At 64.8% G+C, this 19,019-nt stretch carries 17 protein-coding genes; 5 read left to right on the plus strand and 12 right to left on the minus strand.

Annotation, left to right across the window (positions count from 1 at the left end; genetic code table 11):
- Window positions 1–39 precede the first annotated feature (39 nt).
- Window positions 40–1,041, minus strand: a complete 1,002-nt coding sequence (locus HZZ16_RS13840; RefSeq protein ID WP_197949005.1) for a 2-hydroxyacid dehydrogenase — start codon at window positions 1,039–1,041, stop codon at window positions 40–42.
- Between the two features lie 322 nt (window positions 1,042–1,363).
- Here HZZ16_RS13840 and HZZ16_RS13845 point away from each other — a divergent pair, with 322 nt between their 5' ends.
- Window positions 1,364–1,894 carry an SH3 domain-containing protein gene (locus HZZ16_RS13845; RefSeq protein ID WP_197949006.1) on the plus strand — a complete coding sequence of 177 codons (531 nt, stop codon included), beginning with the start codon at window positions 1,364–1,366 and terminating at the stop codon, window positions 1,892–1,894.
- Between the two features lie 159 nt (window positions 1,895–2,053).
- On the opposite strand, the gene irrA is transcribed toward HZZ16_RS13845, so the two are convergent.
- Window positions 2,054–2,542: an iron response transcriptional regulator IrrA gene (gene irrA, locus HZZ16_RS13850; RefSeq protein ID WP_197949007.1), complete on the minus strand. Its 489-nt coding sequence runs from the start codon at window positions 2,540–2,542 to the stop codon at window positions 2,054–2,056.
- Window positions 2,543–2,895: 353 nt separating this feature from the next.
- On the opposite strand from irrA, the gene fabA reads away from it, so the two are divergent.
- The 3 genes from fabA (at window position 2,896) to fabI (ending at window position 5,631) form a co-directional block, all read left to right on the plus strand.
- Window positions 2,896–3,417 (plus strand): bifunctional 3-hydroxydecanoyl-ACP dehydratase/trans-2-decenoyl-ACP isomerase, encoded by a 522-nt coding sequence (gene fabA, locus HZZ16_RS13855; protein WP_197949008.1) that lies wholly within the window; start codon window positions 2,896–2,898, stop codon window positions 3,415–3,417.
- A 38-nt stretch (window positions 3,418–3,455) separates the two neighbouring features.
- On the plus strand, window positions 3,456–4,679 hold the full coding sequence (gene fabB, locus HZZ16_RS13860) for a beta-ketoacyl-ACP synthase I (protein ID WP_036024480.1): 1,224 nt from the start codon (window positions 3,456–3,458) through the stop codon (window positions 4,677–4,679).
- A gap of 151 nt (window positions 4,680–4,830) precedes the next feature.
- A complete protein-coding gene (gene fabI / locus HZZ16_RS13865) occupies window positions 4,831–5,631 on the plus strand; it encodes an enoyl-ACP reductase FabI (protein WP_197949009.1) in 801 nt (266 codons plus the stop codon).
- A 107-nt stretch (window positions 5,632–5,738) separates the two neighbouring features.
- Here the strand turns inward: fabI and HZZ16_RS13870 are convergent, their stop codons facing one another.
- The 4 genes from HZZ16_RS13870 to HZZ16_RS13885 all read right to left on the minus strand — a co-directional run bounded on the left by HZZ16_RS13870 (window position 5,739) and on the right by HZZ16_RS13885 (window position 8,663).
- Window positions 5,739–6,335, minus strand: a complete 597-nt coding sequence (locus HZZ16_RS13870) for a glutathione S-transferase family protein (protein ID WP_197949010.1) — start codon at window positions 6,333–6,335, stop codon at window positions 5,739–5,741.
- Window positions 6,336–6,345: 10 nt separating this feature from the next.
- The gene (locus HZZ16_RS13875; RefSeq protein WP_197949011.1) at window positions 6,346–7,185 is read right to left on the minus strand and encodes a hypothetical protein; all 840 of its coding nucleotides are present in this window, start codon (window positions 7,183–7,185) and stop codon (window positions 6,346–6,348) included.
- An 82-nt stretch (window positions 7,186–7,267) separates the two neighbouring features.
- The gene (locus HZZ16_RS13880) at window positions 7,268–7,732 is read right to left on the minus strand and encodes a GNAT family N-acetyltransferase (protein ID WP_197949012.1); all 465 of its coding nucleotides are present in this window, start codon (window positions 7,730–7,732) and stop codon (window positions 7,268–7,270) included.
- A gap of 7 nt (window positions 7,733–7,739) precedes the next feature.
- The gene (locus HZZ16_RS13885; RefSeq protein WP_197949013.1) at window positions 7,740–8,663 is read right to left on the minus strand and encodes a hydrogen peroxide-inducible genes activator; all 924 of its coding nucleotides are present in this window, start codon (window positions 8,661–8,663) and stop codon (window positions 7,740–7,742) included.
- Window positions 8,664–8,775: 112 nt separating this feature from the next.
- On the opposite strand from HZZ16_RS13885, the gene katG reads away from it, so the two are divergent.
- Window positions 8,776–10,941, plus strand: a complete 2,166-nt coding sequence (katG, locus tag HZZ16_RS13890; protein WP_197949014.1) for a catalase/peroxidase HPI — start codon at window positions 8,776–8,778, stop codon at window positions 10,939–10,941.
- A 113-nt stretch (window positions 10,942–11,054) separates the two neighbouring features.
- Here katG and pnp read toward each other — a convergent pair whose 3' ends face one another.
- The 6 genes from pnp to HZZ16_RS13920 all read right to left on the minus strand — a co-directional run bounded on the left by pnp (window position 11,055) and on the right by HZZ16_RS13920 (window position 19,007).
- Window positions 11,055–13,214: a polyribonucleotide nucleotidyltransferase gene (gene pnp, locus HZZ16_RS13895; RefSeq protein WP_197949015.1), complete on the minus strand. Its 2,160-nt coding sequence runs from the start codon at window positions 13,212–13,214 to the stop codon at window positions 11,055–11,057.
- A gap of 375 nt (window positions 13,215–13,589) precedes the next feature.
- Complete coding sequence (gene rpsO, locus HZZ16_RS13900; protein WP_008540131.1) at window positions 13,590–13,859, minus strand: 30S ribosomal protein S15; 270 nt, start codon at window positions 13,857–13,859, stop codon at window positions 13,590–13,592.
- Between the two features lie 2 nt (window positions 13,860–13,861).
- A complete protein-coding gene (truB, locus tag HZZ16_RS13905) occupies window positions 13,862–14,980 on the minus strand; it encodes a tRNA pseudouridine(55) synthase TruB (RefSeq protein WP_197949016.1) in 1,119 nt (372 codons plus the stop codon).
- Complete coding sequence (gene rbfA / locus HZZ16_RS13910; protein WP_197949017.1) at window positions 14,977–15,420, minus strand: 30S ribosome-binding factor RbfA; 444 nt, start codon at window positions 15,418–15,420, stop codon at window positions 14,977–14,979. Before rbfA ends, truB begins: the two co-directional genes overlap by 4 nt.
- Window positions 15,421–15,575: 155 nt before the next feature.
- The gene (infB, locus tag HZZ16_RS13915) at window positions 15,576–18,257 is read right to left on the minus strand and encodes a translation initiation factor IF-2 (protein WP_197949018.1); all 2,682 of its coding nucleotides are present in this window, start codon (window positions 18,255–18,257) and stop codon (window positions 15,576–15,578) included.
- 69 nt (window positions 18,258–18,326) lie between these two features.
- Entirely contained in the window at window positions 18,327–19,007 is a 681-nt protein-coding gene (locus tag HZZ16_RS13920; RefSeq protein ID WP_197949019.1) for an RNA-binding protein, read from the minus strand.
- Window positions 19,008–19,019 lie beyond the last annotated feature (12 nt).

Here is a 19,019-nt window from a genome sequence, read left to right on the forward strand (position 1 = left end):
CCGCTCCGCTCAATCTACAAAGCCTCGGCGAGCGGCGCCTTACAGCATGCTAGGCAGCACGCGATCCGGCGGCTTGTGGGCATCGAGGAAGGTGCGGATGTTGATGATCACCTTCTCGCCCATCTCGACGCGGCCTTCGATCGTGGCCGAGCCCATATGTGGCAGCAGCGTGACCTTGCCGGCCCTGGCGAGCCGCACCAGCTTCGGATTGACCGCGGGCTCGTGCTCGTAGACGTCGAGGCCGGCGCCGCCGATCTCGCCGCCTTCGATCAGCTTGATCAGCGTGTCCTCGTCGGTGACCTCGCCGCGCGCGGTGTTGACGATATAGGCGTCCCTGCGGATCAGCTTCAGCCGCCGCGCCGAGAGCAGGTGATAGGTCGCCGGCGTGTGCGGACAATTCACTGAGATGATGTCCATCCGCGCCAGCATCTGGTCGAGGCTTTCCCAATAAGTCGCCCCTAGCTCCTCGGCGATCACGGGGGCGACGGGACGGCGGTTGTGATAGTGGATCTGCAGGCCGAAGGCGCGGGCGCGGCGCGCCACCGCCTGGCCGATGCGGCCCATGCCGATGATGCCGAGACGTTTTCCCCCGATACGGTGGCCGAGCATCCAGGTCGGCGACCAGCCGGCCCAGGGCTTGCCTTCGGTCAGGATCGAGGCGCCTTCGATCATCCGCCGCGGCACCGCCAGGATCAGCGCCATGGTCATGTCGGCGGTGTCTTCGGTCAGGACCTTCGGCGTGTTGGTGACGGTGATGCCGCGGGCATGGGCGGCTGCGACATCGATATTGTCGACGCCATTGCCGAAATTTGCGATCAGGCGGAGCTTGCAGTCGGGCTGGTTCACCACCTCGGCGCTGATGTGATCGGTCACGGTCGGAACCAGCACGTCGGCGGTGCGGGCGGCTTCCGCGATCTGCTCGGGCGACATCGGCGTGTCGTCGAGATTGATCCGCGCATCGAACAATTCGCGCATCCGCGTCTCGATCGAATCCGGCAGCTTGCGCGTCACCACGACGAGGGGCTTTTTCTTCACCGACATGTCCTGCTCTCATGAGGCGTCGCAGGCCGCCTCTGTCGCCAAAGGCCGGTCGTTGAGGCCTCATTAACCCGGTTGTTCGACACTGCCCTTGCCGTGTCCGTCCCCGGCGTTTCCTCCAAGCTCACCCGACATTTCCGGCCGGAAAATCGGGGCCAATTGGTTGCTCAAGTGCCCGTTCTCTCTAGCAGAAGGCCGGGCCAAGACAAGAACCACGGCTTAAGGCTTGGAACCCGCGTGGGGCGGGCAGAAGGGGCAGGCGCGGCAGGGTTTTGGAATTTGGGGTGAGGGCCCGGTCTGCCGGGTCTTCGAAGGAGACGGGTTGATGGCGTTGGGGCGTTTTTGTTCGGTGATGGCGCTCGTTTGCACCTGGTTGAGCGCCTCGGTCGGCCCCGCGCATGCGGCGAAGGACAACACCCCGCAGACCACCAGCGGCCTGCCGGTGCCGCGCTATGTCAGCCTCAAATCGGATCACGTGAACGTCCGCGCCGGCCCGACCAAGGACAATGACGTCGCCTGGGTCTACACCCGCGCCGGCCTGCCGGTCGAAATTACCGCCGAGTTCGAGAACTGGCGCCGGGTGCGCGATTCCGAAGGCGCCGAGGGCTGGGTCTATCACTCGCTGCTGTCGGGCCGCCGCACTGCGGTCGTCACCATGAAGCACAAGGACGACCTCGCCCCGATCTATGACCGGCCCGATCCCGACAGTGCGGTTGCGGCCAAGCTCCAGGCCGGCGTCGTCACCCAGGTCAAGAAATGCACGGCAGGCTGGTGCCGCGTCATCGGCAATGGCTTCGACGGCTGGATCCAGCAGGAGCGCCTCTGGGGCGTCTACGCCGACGAGCAGGTCAACTGACGCCGATACGCGTCATCCCGAAGCGATGCGCAGCATCGAGCCCGGGATCTCGAGATTTCCGGGTCTGGTCCTTCGGACCAGCCCGGAATGACGGTGCAAACTAGAATGGCCGGGACAAGCCCGGCCATGATGACGAATTCAGCAGTTCTACACTGATGGTCAGCGCTTCTTGCGCAGGCGCACGACCATGTCGATGCGGGAGATCTCGTAGCCCTCGGGCACCTCCGGCATCTTGGACAGCGCCAGATGCGGATCCTCGATGTCGACCAGCTCGTGGCTGTTCTCGAGATAGTAATGGTGGTGGGTGGTCACGTTGGTGTCGAAATAGGTCTTGGTGCCGTCGACGCTGACCTGGCGCAGCAGGCCGGCATCGGTGAGCTGGTTCAGCGTGTTGTAGACGGTGGCCAACGACACCGGGACCTTGGCGAGGGTGGCCTCCTCGTAGAGCATTTCAGCCGTGAGGTGGCGTGCGCCCTTGCCGAACAGCAGCCAGCCCAGCGCCATGCGCTGGCGCGTCGGCCGCAACCCTGCGGACTGCAGCATCTCGTTGACGTCGTGCCAGGGACACCCGGTCAGGGCCGGCTGGCGGCCGGACAGGAGGGCCGCGGCATGGTCGTCGTCGTGTTGGGACGCGATATTCTCGTTCATTTCCAAGATTTCGGGCACGCGTGAACAATATCTCTTTGCAATATAAGAACAGAAAGATGCAGATGCAAGTTTCTCGCAACTAGAGAGGTTCTAATCAGACTTGGAACCGGCTGGGGAGCGCGTCATTTTACCTTCATCTCTGCGCTTTGCCACCCGAAATGGCCTGTGTTAGAGAGCGCGCGGTTCCGCTTAGCCGATTTTGGCGCAGCCGGGCATGGAGGCCCGGTCGGCAGTCCATGCGAAGCTTGCGCAAGTCGCGGCCGGCGGTGGCAATTGGCGTTGCTGTCCGATCGAGACGGGGCCCATTTTTGCCAGGAACGCCGCTCAATCGGGATTTGAACAGAGGCTCGTGAATGCTGAACAGGCGCAACGGTTACGACTACGAAGATCTGCTGGCCTGTGCCCGCGGCGAGATGTTCGGCCCAGGCAATGCCCAGCTGCCGCTGCCGCCGATGCTGATGTTCGACCGCATCACCGACATCAACGACAATGGCGGTGAGTTCGGCAAGGGCCTGGTGCGCGCCGAGCTCGACGTGAAGCCCGACCTCTGGTTCTTCGGCTGCCACTTCAAGAACGATCCCGTCATGCCCGGCTGCCTCGGCCTCGATGCGCTGTGGCAGATGGTCGGCTTTTACCTCGGCTGGACCGGGGGCGAAGGCCGCGGCCGGGCTCTTGGCCTGAGCGAGCTCAAGTTCAGCGGCCAGGTGCTGCCGGAAGCGCGCAAGGTTGTGTACAACGTCGATATCAAGCGCGTGATGCGTTCGAAGCTGGTGCTCGGCATCGCCGACGGGTGGCTTTCGGTCGATGACCAGATTATTTATCGCGCCAAGGATCTGAAGGTCGGCCTGTTCAAGCAGGGCACGAGCCTGGGCTGAGCGCATCACCAGAAGACAACGATTGAGGCGAGGCTGTCATGAGGCGGGTTGTGGTCACCGGGATGGGCATCGTCTCGTCGATCGGAAACAACACCCAGGAAGTGCTTGCGAGCCTTCACGAGGCGAAGTCGGGCATTTCGCGGGCTGAGAAATATGCCGAGCTCGGCTTCCGTTCGCAGGTGCAAGGCGAGCCGTCGCTCGATCCGTCGACGGTGGTCGACCGCCGCGCGATGCGCTTCCTCGGCCAGGGCGCGGCGTGGAATCACATCGCGATGGAGCAGGCGATCCAGGATTCCGGCCTGTCGCCCGACGAAGTCTCCAACATCCGCACCGGCATCATCATGGGCTCCGGCGGTCCGTCGGCGCGCACCATCGTCGAAGCCGCCGACATCACCCGCTCCAAGGGCCCGAAGCGCGTCGGCCCGTTCGCGGTGCCGAAGGCGATGTCCTCGACGGCGTCCGCGACGCTCGCGACCTGGTTCAAGATCAAGGGCGTGAACTATTCGATCTCCTCGGCCTGCGCGACCTCGAACCATTGCGTCGGCAATGCCTATGAGACCATCCAGATCGGCAAGCAGGACGTCATCTTCGCCGGCGGCTGCGAGGAACTGGACTGGTCGCTGTCGGTGCTGTTCGACGCCATGGGCGCGATGTCCTCGAAGTACAACGACACGCCGGCCACGGCCTCGCGTCCCTACGATCTCAATCGCGACGGCTTCGTCATCGCCGGCGGCGCCGGCGTGCTGGTGCTGGAAGAGCTCGAGCATGCCAAGGCGCGTGGCGCGCGCATCTATGGCGAGGTCGTCGGCTATGGCGCGACCTCGGACGGCCACGACATGGTGGCGCCGTCGGGCGAAGGCGCCGAGCGCTGCATGCGCATGGCGATGTCGACGGTGAAGACCAAGGTCGACTACATCAACCCCCACGCGACCTCGACGCCGGCCGGCGATCCGCCGGAGATCGAGGCGATCCGAAAGGTGTTCGGCGTCGGCGAGAAGTGCCCGCCGATCTCGGCGACCAAGGCGCTGACCGGCCACTCGCTCGGCGCCACCGGCGTGCAGGAAGCGATCTATTCGCTGCTGATGATGAACAACGGCTTCATCTGCGAGAGCGCGCATATCCAGGAGCTCGACCCCGTGTTCGCCGACATGCCGATCGTGCGCAAGCGTATCGACAACGCCAAGATCGGCACCGTGCTGTCGAACTCCTTCGGCTTCGGCGGCACCAACGCCACGCTGGTGTTCAGCCGGCTGGATGCGTGATCTTGCTGCCGCGGTCGTGCCCTGCGAAAGCGGGGCATCCAGTACGCCGCGGCCGTTCGATCTAACTCGACCGTCTCTGGAATGCTGAATCGCCGGCCCAATGCGCAGTGCGCACAAGGCGGGCGATGACAGGGGAATTGTGGGAGCCACGATGCAGGACTTGATGAAAGGCAAGCGCGGTCTGATCATGGGCATCGCCAATGATCATTCCATCGCCTGGGGCATGGCGCGGACGCTTCATGCCCACGGCGCCGAGCTTGCCTTCACCTTCCAGGGCGAGGCGCTCGGCAAGCGCGTCAAGCCGCTGGCGGAGCAGCTCGGCGTCGATCTCGTGCTGCCTTGCGACGTCGAGGACATCGCCAGCGTCGATGCCACCTTCGCGGGGCTCCGCGAAAAGTGGGGCAAGCTCGACTTCGTCATCCACGCGATCGGCTTCGCCGACAAGAACGAGCTCAAGGGCCGCTATGCCGACACCAGCCGCGAGAACTTTTCGCGCACCATGGTGATCTCCTGCTTCTCGTTCACGGAGGTCGCAAAGCGCGCCGCCGAGCTGATGACGGAAGGCGGCAGCATGGTCACGCTGACCTTCGGCGCATCGGAGCGCGCGATGCCGAACTACAACGTTATGGGCGTGGCCAAGGCGGCGCTGGAAGCCTCCGTGCGCTATCTCGCCGCCGATTTCGGACCGCGCGGCATCCGCGTCAATGCGATCTCCGCCGGCCCCATCCGCACGCTGGCCGGCTCCGGCATCGGCGAGGCGCGCGCGATGTTTGCCTTCATGCAGAAGCATTCGCCGCTTCGCCGCGGCGTCACGCTCGACGAACTCGGCGGCTCGGCGCTGTATCTGCTGTCCGATCTCTCCGGCGGCGTGACCGGCGAGATCCATTATGTGGATTCCGGCTACAACGTCATCCTGATGCCGCGGCCGGACGATTTGAAGGCGTCGGAATAGGACTCCGTAGGGTGGGCAAAGGCGCGCAAGCGACGTGCCCACGATCTCTCGATAATCGCGACCAAACGGTGGGCACGCTTCGCTTTGCCCACCCTACGAGAGCCTGCTTATCCCGCCGCAATCTTCTCCGCGCGCTGGAACGCCGGCCGCGCCGTGCAGCGCGCGAGGTAAGCATCGAACGCCGGGCGCGACGGCACCATCTTGAACAGGCGCACCGCGAAATTCAGGCCGGCGCCGATCACGATATCGGCGGCGGAAAAGTCCTCGCCGAGAATCCACGGACCCTTTTCGAGTGCGGCTTCCAGCACGTCGAACACCTGCGTCGCGCTGCCCCAGGCCGCGGTCGAGGTCGGGACCTCGATCTTGGTGAAGATCTGGATGATGGCGGGCTCAATGCAGCCCGGCGAGAAGAATAGCCATTGCAGATAGCGCGCCCGGCGCGGGTCGGTCACGGCGGGCGCGAGCCTAGTCTCGGGATAACGATCGGCGATGTAGGCGCAGATCGCGGCGGCTTCGCCGAGCGCGGCCTCGCCGTCGGTCAGCGCCGGCACCTTGCCCATCGGGTTGATCTTCAGATAGTCCGTCGCCTTCTGCGCGCCGGTCGAGATGTCGGTCAGCACGCGCTCATAGGGCAGGCCGCTCTCTTCCATCAGCCAAAGCGTCGTGAACGAGCGCGAACGGGGCGACCAATAGAGCTTGATCATGGTGAGGGCCTTATTGCTGGAGCAGTCGTGGTAATGTCCGGTCGAGGCTTGTCGTCAATAATGCACGGACACCGTCGCGCAGCTTTGCGTTAGCCGCCACCTCGGTGGGAGCCGATGGAAAGACCGCCTCGTCCAATTCCTTGTTCGGACCACTGATGGGGTTGATCCCGATCAGGCGGGACATCATCGGCTCGTCATCCAGGCTTGCGGCGCCCTTGTTGATGGCCTCGAATGATTGCCCGTCATACACGGTGATGTAGGTCAACGCGAACAGGAACGTGCGACGCTTGATGGGGTTTCCCCATTTGACGATGCCAAAGCCTTCGACGGACTGGTTGGTATTGCTGAAGCGGTTCTGGTATCGCTCGACCAGGACATAGCGTTGACATCTGGTGGTGGCGGCGCTCTGCTGAACGAACTCCTGTCGTTCCGGGTTCCGACGCAGCATCGGCGATCCCGATTCCACGGCACGCGCGAAAGCAGCGGGCGAATACGCAATTCGCCTCACCGACTTTCCGGCTGCGGCCGCGCGAAGCCGCGACAGGATGAGATCGTCCAGTCCCCAACTCTCGATCGGGACAGGTGTGTACTCGTTGCCGAACATGGTGAAGCCGACCTGCTGAACGCCGAAACGATTGGCCGGCGCGGCCAGGAGACCGATCTCGCATGGGCCAGCGTCTGCAGCGCCCGCCTGCTTGGGATTCGGTGTGCCTTTCGGAGTTGCGCCCTTGGCTGGGCGCGACGTTGGCGTAGCCGATGGCGGTGCAGGCTGCGCCGCGGCGACACTGATGAGGCCAAACAGAGAGATCACGGTCAAACAGATGCGAAACATGGAATCGGCGGCGATCACGAGCTTGGAAGATGTTCGATGAGGAGTTGAGATAAGTCTTAGAGCGAGCCGATGACAACCGCAAGGTGAGCGTCTCGGCGCACTACGCGTCGATGGTCCTCCGCTTCCACCTGTAACACTTCATCACGAACCCGTTCGACGGCTCGATTTGTTCCTTCTCGAACACAAAGCCTTCGCGCTCGTACCAGCGCCAAGCCTTTTCGTTCTCGCGCACGCAGCGCAGATACATCTCGTCGGGCATTTGCGTGCGCGTGAAGGCGAGCAATTGCCGGCCGAGCGATCGGCCCTGATAGGCGGGCGCGACGAACAGCATGTCGAGATAGAGCTTTGGCAGATGCAGCGCCAGCATCGCGGCGATCGTTCCGCGATCGTCGGCGACGAACAGGCTCCAGCCGTTCTCGATCTCGCGCCTGATGCGCGCACGCAAGTTCGCCAGCAGGAAGTCGCTGGCTTCGGCGAGCCCGGTCGAGACCCAGCTCTCCATCCAGACCCGGCCGATCTCGTCGTACTCGTCGGAGCGGGCGGGGCGGATGATCGGATGCGGCATCCGCCGGTCAAGCCTTCTGGCGCACGGATTGCCGCGCGCGCACCTTGCCGGCCGACAGGCACACCACCTCGGAAATCTGCAGCAGCTGCCGCGCCAGCGGGCTGGTCTTGCGCCAGACCATGCCGATGGTGCGCGACGGCTCGGGGTCGCGGAAGCGCGCCAGCGAGACCGTGGCAGAGCGCGTCTCCACCGGCACCGCCATCTCCGGGATCAGGGTGACGCCGATGCCGGCGCTGACCATCTGCACCAGTGTTGACAGCGAGTTCGCATCCAGCATCTCGCGCGGCGGTGCCGATTGCATGTTGCAGAAGGAGAGCGCCTGGTCGCGGAAGCAGTGCCCCTCCTCGAGCAGCAGAAGCCGCATCTCGCGCATCATCTCGCGTGACGGCACCGGTGTGCCTTCATCCGCGCCCGGCCGTACCAGCAGAAACTTCTCCTCGAACAGCGCGACCTCGGTGAGCGAGGGCTCGGACACCGGCAGCGCCACGATGGCGGTGTCGAGCCGTCCCTCCACCAGCTCCTGAATCAGCCGCGGCGTCATGGTCTCGCGCACGCGAATGTCGAGCTCCGGATGCATGCGCGTGAGGTTCTTGGTGATCTTAGGCAGCAGGTAGGGCGCGATGGTCGGGATCATGCCGATGCGCAGACGGCCGGCGAAGCGGTCCTGCGACGCGCGCGCAAAATCGCCGAGCTCGTCGACCGAGCGCAGGATGTCGCGGACCCGTTGCGCCAGCTCTTCGCCGAACCGGGTCAGCGCGACCTGCCGCGCGCTGCGTTCCAGCAGCAGGCCGCCCAGCGCCTCCTCCAGCTCCTTGATCTGCATCGACAAGGCCGGCTGCGAGATCGAGCAGGACTCGGCCGCGCGGCCGAAATGGCCGTGACGGGCCAGCGCGTCGAAATACCGGAGCTGGCGCAGCGTCAGATTGATCATCAGAAAATCCTATCGCAGCGATCACTAAAGTCAACTTCCCCTGATAGGACGCGGCGCTTAGAGTGGTTCTACCTGGTCAAGGGCGAGTTCGACGCCGCCAGAGGAGGTATTCATGGACGACACTTCGAAGTGCCCGTTTTCGGGCGGAAAACCCACGCGCACAAACCGCGACTGGTGGCCGACGCAGCTCAACATCGAGGTGCTGCACAAGAATTCCGATCTGTCCGATCCGATGGGCAAGGAATTCGACTATGCCAAGGAGTTCAAGTCGCTCGACCTGAACGCGGTCATCAAGGACCTCACGGCCCTGATGACGGATTCGCAGGAATGGTGGCCCGCCGACTTCGGTCACTACGGCGGCCTCATGATCCGCATGGCCTGGCACAGCGCGGGCACCTACCGCATCACCGACGGCCGCGGTGGCGCCGGCGCCGGTCAGCAGCGTTTCGCCCCGCTCAACTCCTGGCCCGACAACGCCAACCTCGACAAGGCCCGCCGTCTGCTGTGGCCGATCAAGCAGAAATACGGCCGCAAGATTTCCTGGGCCGATCTGATGGTGCTCGCCGGCAACGTCGCGCTGGAATCGATGGGCTTCAAGACCTTCGGCTTTGCCGGCGGCCGCGCCGACGTCTGGGAGCCGGAAGAGCTCTATTGGGGCCCGGAAGGCACCTGGCTCGGCGATGAGCGCTACAGCGGCGAACGCCAGCTCGCCGAGCCGCTCGGCGCCGTGCAGATGGGCCTCATCTACGTCAATCCGGAAGGCCCGAACGGCAAGCCGGACCCGGTCGCCGCGGCCAAGGACATCCGCGAGACCTTCTTCCGCATGGCGATGAACGACGAGGAAACCGTCGCGCTGATCGCCGGCGGCCACACCTTCGGCAAGACCCATGGCGCGGGTGATCCGTCGCTGGTCGGCCCGGAGCCGGAAGCCGGTGCGCTGGAAGATCAGGGCCTCGGCTGGAAGAGCAAGCACGCTTCGGGCCTCGCAGGTGATTCCATCACCAGCGGTCTCGAGGTGACGTGGACGCAGACCCCGACGAAGTGGAGCAACAACTTCTTCGAGAACCTGTTCAAGTACGAATGGGAGCTGACGAAGAGCCCGGGCGGCGCCAACCAGTGGGTGGCGAAGGGCGCGGAGGCGATCATTCCTGATGCCTTCGATAAGTCGAAGAAGCACCGGCCGACTATGCTGACGACGGACCTGTCGCTGCGCTTCGATCCCGCCTACGAGAAGATCTCGCGACGCTTCCTGGAGCATCCGGATCAGTTCGCGGACGCCTTCGCCCGCGCCTGGTTCAAGCTCACCCATCGCGACATGGGCCCGATCCAGCGCTATCTCGGCCCGCTAGTGCCGAAGGAGACGCTGATCTGGCAGGACCCGATTCCGGCCGTGGATCACGAGCTGGTCGGCGAGCAGGACATCGCTGCACTGAAGACCAAGATCCTGGCCTCGGGCCTCTCGGTGTCCGAGCTGGTCTCGACCGCCTGGGCGTCGGCCTCGACGTTCCGCGGCTCCGACAAGCGCGGCGGCGCCAACGGTGCGCGCATCCGCCTCAGCCCCCAGAAGGACTGGGAAGTGAACGAGCCGGCCCAGCTCTCCAAGGTGCTCGGCAAGCTCGAAGCGATCCAGAAGGACTTCAACGCCTCATCCGGCGCGAAGAAGGTCTCGCTTGCGGACCTCATCGTGCTCGGCGGCACCGCCGCGGTCGAGAAGGCCGCCAAGGATGCCGGCGTCGAGGTCAAGGTTGGCTTCACGCCGGGCCGCATGGATGCTTCGCAGGAGCAGACGGACGCGGCCTCCTTCGCACCGCTGGAGCCGCGCGCCGATGGCTTCCGCAACTACATCGGCAAGCGGCATCAGTTCATGCAGCAGGAGGAAGCTCTGGTCGATCGCGCGCAGCTGCTAAGGCTCACCGGCCCCGAGATGACGGTGCTGGTCGGCGGCCTGCGTGTGCTCGGTGCCAACGCGAACGGTTCGAAGCACGGCGTGTTCACCACAAAGGTGGGAACGCTAAGCAACGACTTCTTCGTCAACCTGCTCGACATGAGCACGCAGTGGACGGCCGCGGCCGACGGCAGCTACGAAGGGCGCGACCGCAAGACCAATGCGGTGAAGTGGACCGGCACCCGCGCCGATCTCATCTTCGGTGCGCACTCGCAGCTCCGCGCCTTTGCCGAGGTCTACGCCACCTCGGACGCCAAGGAGAAGTTCGTCAAGGACTTCGCCAAAGCCTGGACCAAGGTGATGAACCTCGACCGCTACGATATCGCGGCGTGAGCGTGACACCTCTCCCGCTTGCGGGAGAGGGGGCGCAGCACTCCCCGGAGCGGACACAAACAAAAAGGGCGGCCTTTCGGCCGCCCTTCGTATTTCTAGCTGATCGCGAGACCTTACTCGCCGGCCGCTTCGCGCGGCGCCTTCTCGCCCTCGGCCTTGTCCTTGCCCTCGAGGTCCTCGCCGGTGGTCTGGTCGACCACCTTCATCGACAGGCGGGTCTTGCCGCGATCGTCGAAGCCGAGCAGCTTGACCTTGACCTTGTCGCCTTCCTTGACGACGTCGGAGGTCTTCTGCACGCGGTTCGCCGCAAGCTGGCTGATGTGGACGAGGCCGTCCTTGGAGCCGAAGAAGTTCACGAAGGCGCCGAACTCCATCACCTTGACGACGGTGCCGTCATAGATCTGGCCGACTTCCGGATCGGACGCGATCGACTTGATCCACTTGATCGCCGCCTTCATTGCCTCGCCGTCGCTGGAGGCGACCTTCACGGTGCCGTCGTCCTCGATGTTGACCTTGGCGCCGGTCTTCTCGACGATCTCGCGGATCACCTTGCCGCCGGTGCCGATCACTTCGCGGATCTTGTCGGTGGCGATCTTGAAGGTCTCGATGCGCGGCGCGTATTCGCCGAGCTCGGCGCGCGCGGCGGTGAGGGCCTTGGCCATCTCGCCGAGGATGTGGATGCGGCCTTCCTTGGCCTGGCCAAGGGCGACGCGCATGATCTCTTCGGTGATGCCCTCGATCTTGATATCCATCTGCAGCGAGGTGATGCCCTGCTCGGTACCGGCGACCTTGAAGTCCATGTCGCCGAGATGGTCCTCGTCACCGAGGATGTCGGAGAGAACCGCGAAGCGCTTGTCCTCGAGGATCAGGCCCATCGCGATGCCCGCGGTCGGCCGCTTCAGCGGCACGCCCGCATCCATCAGCGCCAGCGATGCGCCGCAAACCGAAGCCATCGAGGACGAGCCGTTCGACTCGGTGATCTCCGACACCACGCGCGTGGTGTAGGGGAATTCATGGTGCGGCGGCAGCACCGGATGGATCGCGCGCCAGGCCAGCTTGCCATGGCCGATCTCGCGGCGCTTGGTGCCGCCGAGGCGGCCGGTCTCGCCGACCGAGAAGGGCGGGAAGTTGTAGTGCAGCAGGAACGTCTCCTTGTACGTTCCCGACAGCGCGTCGATGTACTGCTCGTCCTCGCCGGTGCCGAGCGTGGTCACGACCATCGCCTGGGTCTCGCCGCGGGTGAACAGCGCCGAGCCATGGGCGCGGGGCAGCACGCCGACTTCGGCGACGATGTTGCGCACCGTCTTGCTGTCGCGGCCGTCGATGCGCTTGCCGGTGTCGAGGATGTTCCAGCGGACGATCTTGGCCTCGAGCTCCTTGAACACGCCGGCGACACGGAGCTTGTCGTATTTCGGCTCCTGGCCCTCCGGGAAGTAGTGGGCCATCACCTTTTCCTTGGCGGCGCCGACGGCGGCATAACGCTCCTGCTTGATCGGAATCGCGTAGGCGGCGCGCAGCTCCTGCTCGATCAGGCCGAGCATTTCCTTCTCGAGCGCCGAATTGTCGATCACGGTGACTTCGCGCGGCTCCTTGGCGGCCTTCTCGGCGAGCTCGATGATCGCGTTGATCACAGGCTGGAAGTGGCGGTGACCGAACATCACCGCGCCGAGCATGATGTCTTCGTTCAGTTCCTTGGCTTCCGATTCCACCATCAGCACGGCGTCGGCCGTGCCGGCGACGACGAGATCGAGCTGGGTGTCGACCATCTCGTCCAGCGTCGGGTTGAGAATGAACTCGTCATTGGCAAAGCCGACGCGGGCGGCGCCGATCGGGCCCTTGAACGGCACGCCGGACAGCGTCAGCGCGGCGGAGGCCGCGACCATCGCCACGACGTCGGGATCGTTCTCCATGTCGTGCGACAGCACGGTGACGATCACCTGGGTCTCGTTGCGCCAGCCGTCGACGAACAGCGGGCGGATCGGACGGTCGATCAGGCGCGAGACCAGCGTCTCCTTCTCGGTCGGACGGCCCTCGCGCTTGAAATAGCCGCCGGGAATGCGGCCCGCAGCGTAGGCCTTTTCCTGGTAGTCGACGGTCAGCGGCAGGAAGTCGACGCCTTCGCGCGGCGCCTTCGCCGCGACGACGGTGGCGAGCACCACGGTCTCGCCATAGGTGGCGACGACGGCGCCGTCGGCCTGGCGGGCGATCTTGCCGGTTTCGAGCTTGAGTGGGCGTCCGCCCCAGTCGATCTCGACTGAATGCTTATTGAACATAGAGGTCTTCTTTCATGGGTTCTCGAAAGAAGGGACGCTTCCAAAAACAAAAACCATGCGCAAGATTGCGGGGCGCTGATCGGAGCGGATGATCAGCGTCCTGCGATCCTGCCATGGTTTTTGGATATCGGATGGCGTCCATCCTTTCGGGTCATACGGGCGCCTTGCCCGTTGTGCCCAGCCGCCGGATTGCTGCTGGACTGTCAGTCGGCACGAATGCGAACACCGAACCGTGGTCTTCGCTCTTCATGCCCGGATGCGAATCCTCAACGACTCACACCCGACGCGCACGCAGCCTCGAGCAAAAACCTTTAAAGAAAGCGCTTTCGTTCGAAACCACGTGCGAAAACGCGCGCCGGTGGCGCGCGCAGGAGCTTAACGACGAATATTGTGCTTCTCGAGCAGCGCCTTGTACCGTGCCTCGTCCTTCTTCTTGAGATAGTCGAGGAGCGAGCGGCGGGTCGAGACCAGCTTCAAGAGGCCGCGACGCGAATGGTTGTCCTTCACGTGGGTCTTGAAATGGTTGGTGAGGTTGTTGATGCGTTCCGACAGGATCGCGACCTGAACCTCGGGCGAGCCGGTGTCGCCGGCCTTGGTGGCATTCGTCTTGATGACTTCCGCTTTGCGTTCTGCGGCAATCGACATCGTCAATTTCTCTCGTTGCGACCGGGGCTGGCAGTCAGGCCGGTCAGGTTGAACACACGCTTGGGGATGATTTCGCCATTGCCAACTTCGGCAAGCGCCAAAAGACGGCCTGCCACCGTGACATAGACTGTGCCGCTACAAGTGGGCGCATCCCGTCCGCGCAACAAAACGGCCTGGCCCCGATGGAGCCTTGCCGCATCAGCCCGAGTGACGGCCAGTGCCGGGATGTCGTCCAGCGCGGTCTCAACGGGCAAAAGCGCGTCGGCGAGGCTGCCCTCGCCGGACGCGGCTCTATCGCACAAAGCCTCCAACTGATCCAGCGGAATCATGTCGTTTTCGCCAAATGGGCCGACCAGGGTCCGCCGCAGCGCGCAGATATGGCCGTAAGTGCCGAGAATCCGGCCCATATCGCGGGCGAGCGCCCGGACATAGGTGCCCTTGCCGCATTCGGCCTCGAACACGGCCCGGTCGTTATCTGGTTGATCTACAAGGGTTAAATGGTGGATCTCGACCGGGCGGGGCGCCAGTTCCACGACCTCCCCGTCGCGGGCGAGGTCATAGGCGCGCTCGCCCTGGACCTTGATCGCCGAATAGCGCGGCGGGATCTGCTCGATCACCCCGGTGAAGCGGGGCAGTAGGGCCAGGATCGCCTCCCGGCTCGGGCGCTGGTCCGAGGTCGCGGTCACCCGGCCCTCGATGTCGTCGGTGTCGCGCTCCTCGCCCCAGCAGACCGTGAAGCGGTAGCGCTTGCGGCCGTCCATCACGAAGGGGACGGTCTTGGTGGCTTCCCCGAGCGCGATCGGCAAGCCCCCGGAGGCGAGCGGATCCAGCGTGCCGGCGTGTCCGGCGCGCTTGGCATTGAACAGCCGCTTGAGCACGGCGACCGCCTGCGTCGAGGTCATGCCGATCGGCTTGTCGAGCACGACCCAGCCATGGACGTCGCGGCGGTCGCGGCGAGGCTGGTTGCCCTTCTGCTGCTTGGCGCGCGGATCGTTGTTGACGCGGCGCGGCTCCTGATGCGGCGGCGAATTGCCGCCCTTCTCCGCGAAATTGTTGTTCTGCACGTCGCGCTGATCGGTGTCGTTGCCGTCGATCGTGCCGTGAGCCGGGTCCATATTCATTGCTCTTCTTCCCGATCCGAATGCGGATCCTGTTCCAGGTCCTGTGCGAGGTCCTTCTGCACCGCAGGTGTTCGCAAAAGCTTCTCGATCCGTTCCGCTTCGTCGAATCGTTCGTCGACGCGGAAGCGAATGTCAGGTGCAAATTTCAGGTTAACGCGCCGCGCGACCTCGCCGCGCAAGAACTTCTTGTTGCGCTCGAGCGCGGTGATCACGATCTCGGTGTCGCGGCCACCGAGCGGCATCACGTAGACCGTCGCGAGCTTCAGGTCGGGCGACATCCGCACCTCCGGCACGGTGATGATGTGACCTTCGAGGTCGGCATCATGCACATTGCCTTGCGCCAGAATATCGGCCATCGCGTGGCGAACCTGCTCGCCGACGCGCAGCTGACGCTGCGAGCCGCCGGGCGCGGAACTCTTCTTCTGATGATGCCGTGGCATTTTCGAAAATCACCTCGTCATGCCCGCATCCTGCGACACGGGCATTGTCATTTGTCCTGTTGAAACGAAGAGGGGTGGATGGCCGGAAAAATCCGGCCATCGCACTCCCGCAATCTCAGTTCAAAAAGATCCGAACGCTTCGGTAAGATTTGGACTTACAGGGAGCGCTGGATCGTCTCCACGCGATAACACTCGATCACGTCACCGGCACGCATGTCGTGGTAGTTCTCGAAGGCCATGCCGCATTCCTGGCCGGACTGGACTTCCTTCACTTCGTCCTTGAAGCGCTTCAGCGTCGACAGCTTGCCTTCGTGCACGACGACGTTGTCGCGGATCAGGCGCACATTGGCGCCGCGTTCCACGGTGCCGTCGGTGACGCGGCAGCCGGCGACCTTGCCGACCTTGGAGATGTTGAAGATCTCCAGGATCTCGGCATTGCCCAGCATGGTTTCGCGCAAGGTCGGCGCGAGCAGACCGCTCATCGCCTTCTTCACGTCGTCCACGAGGTCATAGATGATGTTGTAGTAGCGGATCTCGATGCCGTTGCGCTTGGCGGCCGCAGCGGCCTCCTTGTTGGCGCGAACCGAGAAGCCGATGATCGCGGCGTTGAAGCCTTCGGCCAGCGTCACGTCGGATTCCGAGATGCCGCCGACGCCGGCATGCAGGATGCGGGCGGCGACCTCGTCGGTGCCGAGCTTCTCCAGCGAGCCGAGGATGGCTTCGAGCGAACCCTGCACGTCGGCCTTGACGATCAGCGGAAATTCCTTGCGGCCCGCCGTCTTCAATTGCGACATCATCTGCTCGAGCGAGCCGCGCATGCCGGAGATCGAGGCTGCCGCGTTCTCGCGCTTCTGGTGCGCGCGATAGCTTGTGACCTGGCGGGCGCGGGCTTCGTTCTCGACCACCGCGAGACGATCGCCGGCCTCCGGCGGGCCGTTGAAGCCGAGCACTTCGACCGGCACCGAGGGGCCGGCCTCCTGCACGGTCTCGCCCTGATCGGAGATCAGCGCGCGGACGCGGCCCATTTCGGCACCGGCAACGATGATGTCGCCGACGCGAAGCGTGCCGCGCTGCACCAGCACGGTCGCGACCGGACCACGGCCGCGATCGAGCTTGGCCTCGATCACCGTGCCTTCGGCCGGACGCTGCGAATTGGTCTTCAGGTCGAGGATTTCGGCCTGCAGCGCGATCATCTCGAGCAGCTTGTCGAGATTGGTCTTGTTCTTGGCGGATACCTCGACGTCGACGACGTCGCCGCCGAACGACTCCACCTGCACCTCGTGCTGGAGCAGCTCGGTGCGCACGCGCTCGGGCTTGGCGTCGGGCTTGTCGATCTTGTTGATGGCAACGATGATCGGCACCCGCGCCGCCTTGGCGTGGTTGATGGCTTCGACCGTCTGCGGCATCACGCCGTCGTCGGCCGCGACCACCAGCACGACGATGTCGGTGACCTTGGCGCCGCGGGCGCGCATCGCGGTGAACGCGGCGTGGCCGGGCGTGTCGATGAAGGTGATCTTCTTGCCGCTTTCCGGCGAGACCACCTGATAGGCGCCGATGTGCTGGGTGATGCCGCCGGCTTCGCCGGAGACCACGTTGGCATGACGGAGCGCGTCGAGCAGCGAGGTCTTGCCGTGGTCGACGTGGCCCATCACGGTCACGACCGGCGAGCGCGTCTCGGTGTCGGTGGAATCGTCGACCGTGTCGAACAGGCCTTCCTCGACGTCGGACGCGGCGACGCGCTTGACCGTGTGTCCGAGCTCTTCGGCGATCAGCTGCGCGGTGTCGGCGTCGATCACGTCGGTGATCTTGTGCATCGCGCCCTGCTTCATCAGCATGCGGATGACGTCGACCGCGCGCTCGGACATGCGATTGGCGAGTTCCTGGATGGTGATCGCCTCCGGAATGGTCACCTCGCGGACCAGCTTTTCCTTCGGCTCGTTCGAGGCGTGGCCCTTCAGGCGCTGGGTGCGGCGACGGAACGAGGCGATCGAGCGCTCGCGCACCTCGTCGGCATTGAGCGCAGTAACGACGGTCAGTCGGCCGCGCTCCTTCTGCGGGCCGGGCTTGTGCGTGGTCTTTGGGGCTGCCGCAGGACGCGCAGCGCCGCCGGGTCCGCGACGGATCTGGCGCGGCGCCTCGTCGTCGTCAGGCTCGGCCGCAACGGCGGGGCCGCGGCCAGCCGGTCCACCCGGACGCTGCGCGGTCGTGGTTGCAGGACGCGCCGTCGTGGTTCCCGGGCGTGCCGTCGTGGTGCCCTGGCGCGGCGCAGGCACGGCCGGTGCCGCGGCGGCGGGACGCGGCGCGGCCGGCTGCTCGCCTTCGCCAAAACGCTTCTTGGCCTCGGTCTCGGCCTTGCGCTTGGCTTCGTCCTCGTGGCGATGCCGCTCTTCCTCGGCCTTGCGGCGCGCTTCGGCGGCTTCGCGCTCGGCGCGCTCGGCGGCCTCACGGGCGGCGCGGCGCTGGGCCTCTTCCTCGGCCTGGCGACGCTCCTCGACTTCGCGCAGCTTGGCATCGGCCAGCGCACTGGCGCGGGCCGAACGTTCGTCCTCGGTGAGGGTACGAAGCACCACGCCGGAACCGGCGTTGCGCGGCGGGGGCGGAGCCGGGCGCGAAGGCGCGGCGGGTGCGGCCGGCGCGGGCTTTGCCGTCACCTCGGGCGCGTGCGGCTCGGGTCCGTCGCCAATGCGGCGCTTGCCGCGCTTCTCGACCACGACCTGCTTGCTGCGGCCATGGCTGAAGCTCTGGCGCACGGTGCCCGTTTCGACGCGCGGCTTGAGCGATAGCGTCTTGCTCGGAACGCTCAGCTTCTTGTCGCCAGGGGTCTTGGTATCAACCATTCAGCAGTCCTAATCCTGATTTATCAGTGTTGTGCGTTGCCGCACCATCCAATTGGGTCGTCGTGTCTCTCAGAAATCCTGGCCGGGTTTTTCGACAGTCTTGTCGTCCGCCATCCGGTATCGGACCAGGATCTGGCTACGTGACAGGAATGACTTGCTCGCCGGGCCCGCGAGCAGGGCAGCATGTATCACATTTGACCGGGTCAGTGCCAAATCCAATTCTACCGATTTCAGAGCGGTGACGACGGGAATCTGCGCCTTAGCACCGCGATTCCCGGCATTCTGACGCGCCAGCATGTCCAATTTGCGGATTCCGTCCGCGGCCCCGTCGCTGGCATGGATCAGGACCTCGACCGTTCCTTCCCGAAGGGCGCTCTCGACCTTGCCGAAACCGGCCACGACCTGGCCCGCCTTGGCGGCGATCCCAAGGGCTTCGGTCACGCTCCGGACCAGGAGCGCCTCGATGTCGGTGGGAAGCGTCTTAGGGATGCGCAGCTCGCGCTTGAAGGCTTTGCTAAATTGGTGACGCCGCACCGCTTCCGCAACCATCTTGCGTGAGGCGGTGAGCCACATCCCGCGTCCGGGTAGCTTGCGCTTGAGATCGGGAACTATTTGTCCGTCAGGCGATGCGACGAAGCGGATCAGCTCGTCGATCGGCCGGACCTCGCGGCTGACCGCGCACATGCGCATGGTCGCGGACCTTTCGGTCCGCGGCCCATGGTCAAGTTCGAGGTCGGAATCTGCGAGCATCCGGGCGACATT

Origin of the sequence: Bradyrhizobium glycinis, assembly GCF_016031655.1 — a bacterium.
In the GTDB taxonomy this organism is placed as follows: Bacteria; Pseudomonadota; Alphaproteobacteria; order Rhizobiales; family Xanthobacteraceae; genus Bradyrhizobium; species Bradyrhizobium glycinis.

Coding starts and splice junctions, on each gene's coding strand:
- infB (WP_197949018.1), bottom strand. CDS start 18,257: ATGGTTGATACCAAGACCCCTGGCGACAAGAAGCTGAGCGTTCCGAGC.
- pnp (WP_197949015.1), bottom strand. CDS start 13,214: ATGTTCAATAAGCATTCAGTCGAGATCGACTGGGGCGGACGCCCACTC.
- rbfA (WP_197949017.1), bottom strand. CDS start 15,420: ATGCCACGGCATCATCAGAAGAAGAGTTCCGCGCCCGGCGGCTCGCAG.
- fabI (WP_197949009.1), top strand. CDS start 4,831: ATGCAGGACTTGATGAAAGGCAAGCGCGGTCTGATCATGGGCATCGCC.
- irrA (WP_197949007.1), bottom strand. CDS start 2,542: ATGAACGAGAATATCGCGTCCCAACACGACGACGACCATGCCGCGGCC.
- HZZ16_RS13870 (WP_197949010.1), bottom strand. CDS start 6,335: ATGATCAAGCTCTATTGGTCGCCCCGTTCGCGCTCGTTCACGACGCTT.
- fabA (WP_197949008.1), top strand. CDS start 2,896: ATGCTGAACAGGCGCAACGGTTACGACTACGAAGATCTGCTGGCCTGT.
- HZZ16_RS13840 (WP_197949005.1), bottom strand. CDS start 1,041: ATGTCGGTGAAGAAAAAGCCCCTCGTCGTGGTGACGCGCAAGCTGCCG.
- HZZ16_RS13920 (WP_197949019.1), bottom strand. CDS start 19,007: ATGCTCGCAGATTCCGACCTCGAACTTGACCATGGGCCGCGGACCGAA.
- truB (WP_197949016.1), bottom strand. CDS start 14,980: ATGAATATGGACCCGGCTCACGGCACGATCGACGGCAACGACACCGAT.
- HZZ16_RS13885 (WP_197949013.1), bottom strand. CDS start 8,663: ATGATCAATCTGACGCTGCGCCAGCTCCGGTATTTCGACGCGCTGGCC.
- katG (WP_197949014.1), top strand. CDS start 8,776: ATGGACGACACTTCGAAGTGCCCGTTTTCGGGCGGAAAACCCACGCGC.
- rpsO (WP_008540131.1), bottom strand. CDS start 13,859: ATGTCGATTGCCGCAGAACGCAAAGCGGAAGTCATCAAGACGAATGCC.
- HZZ16_RS13845 (WP_197949006.1), top strand. CDS start 1,364: ATGGCGTTGGGGCGTTTTTGTTCGGTGATGGCGCTCGTTTGCACCTGG.
- HZZ16_RS13880 (WP_197949012.1), bottom strand. CDS start 7,732: ATGCCGCATCCGATCATCCGCCCCGCCCGCTCCGACGAGTACGACGAG.
- fabB (WP_036024480.1), top strand. CDS start 3,456: ATGAGGCGGGTTGTGGTCACCGGGATGGGCATCGTCTCGTCGATCGGA.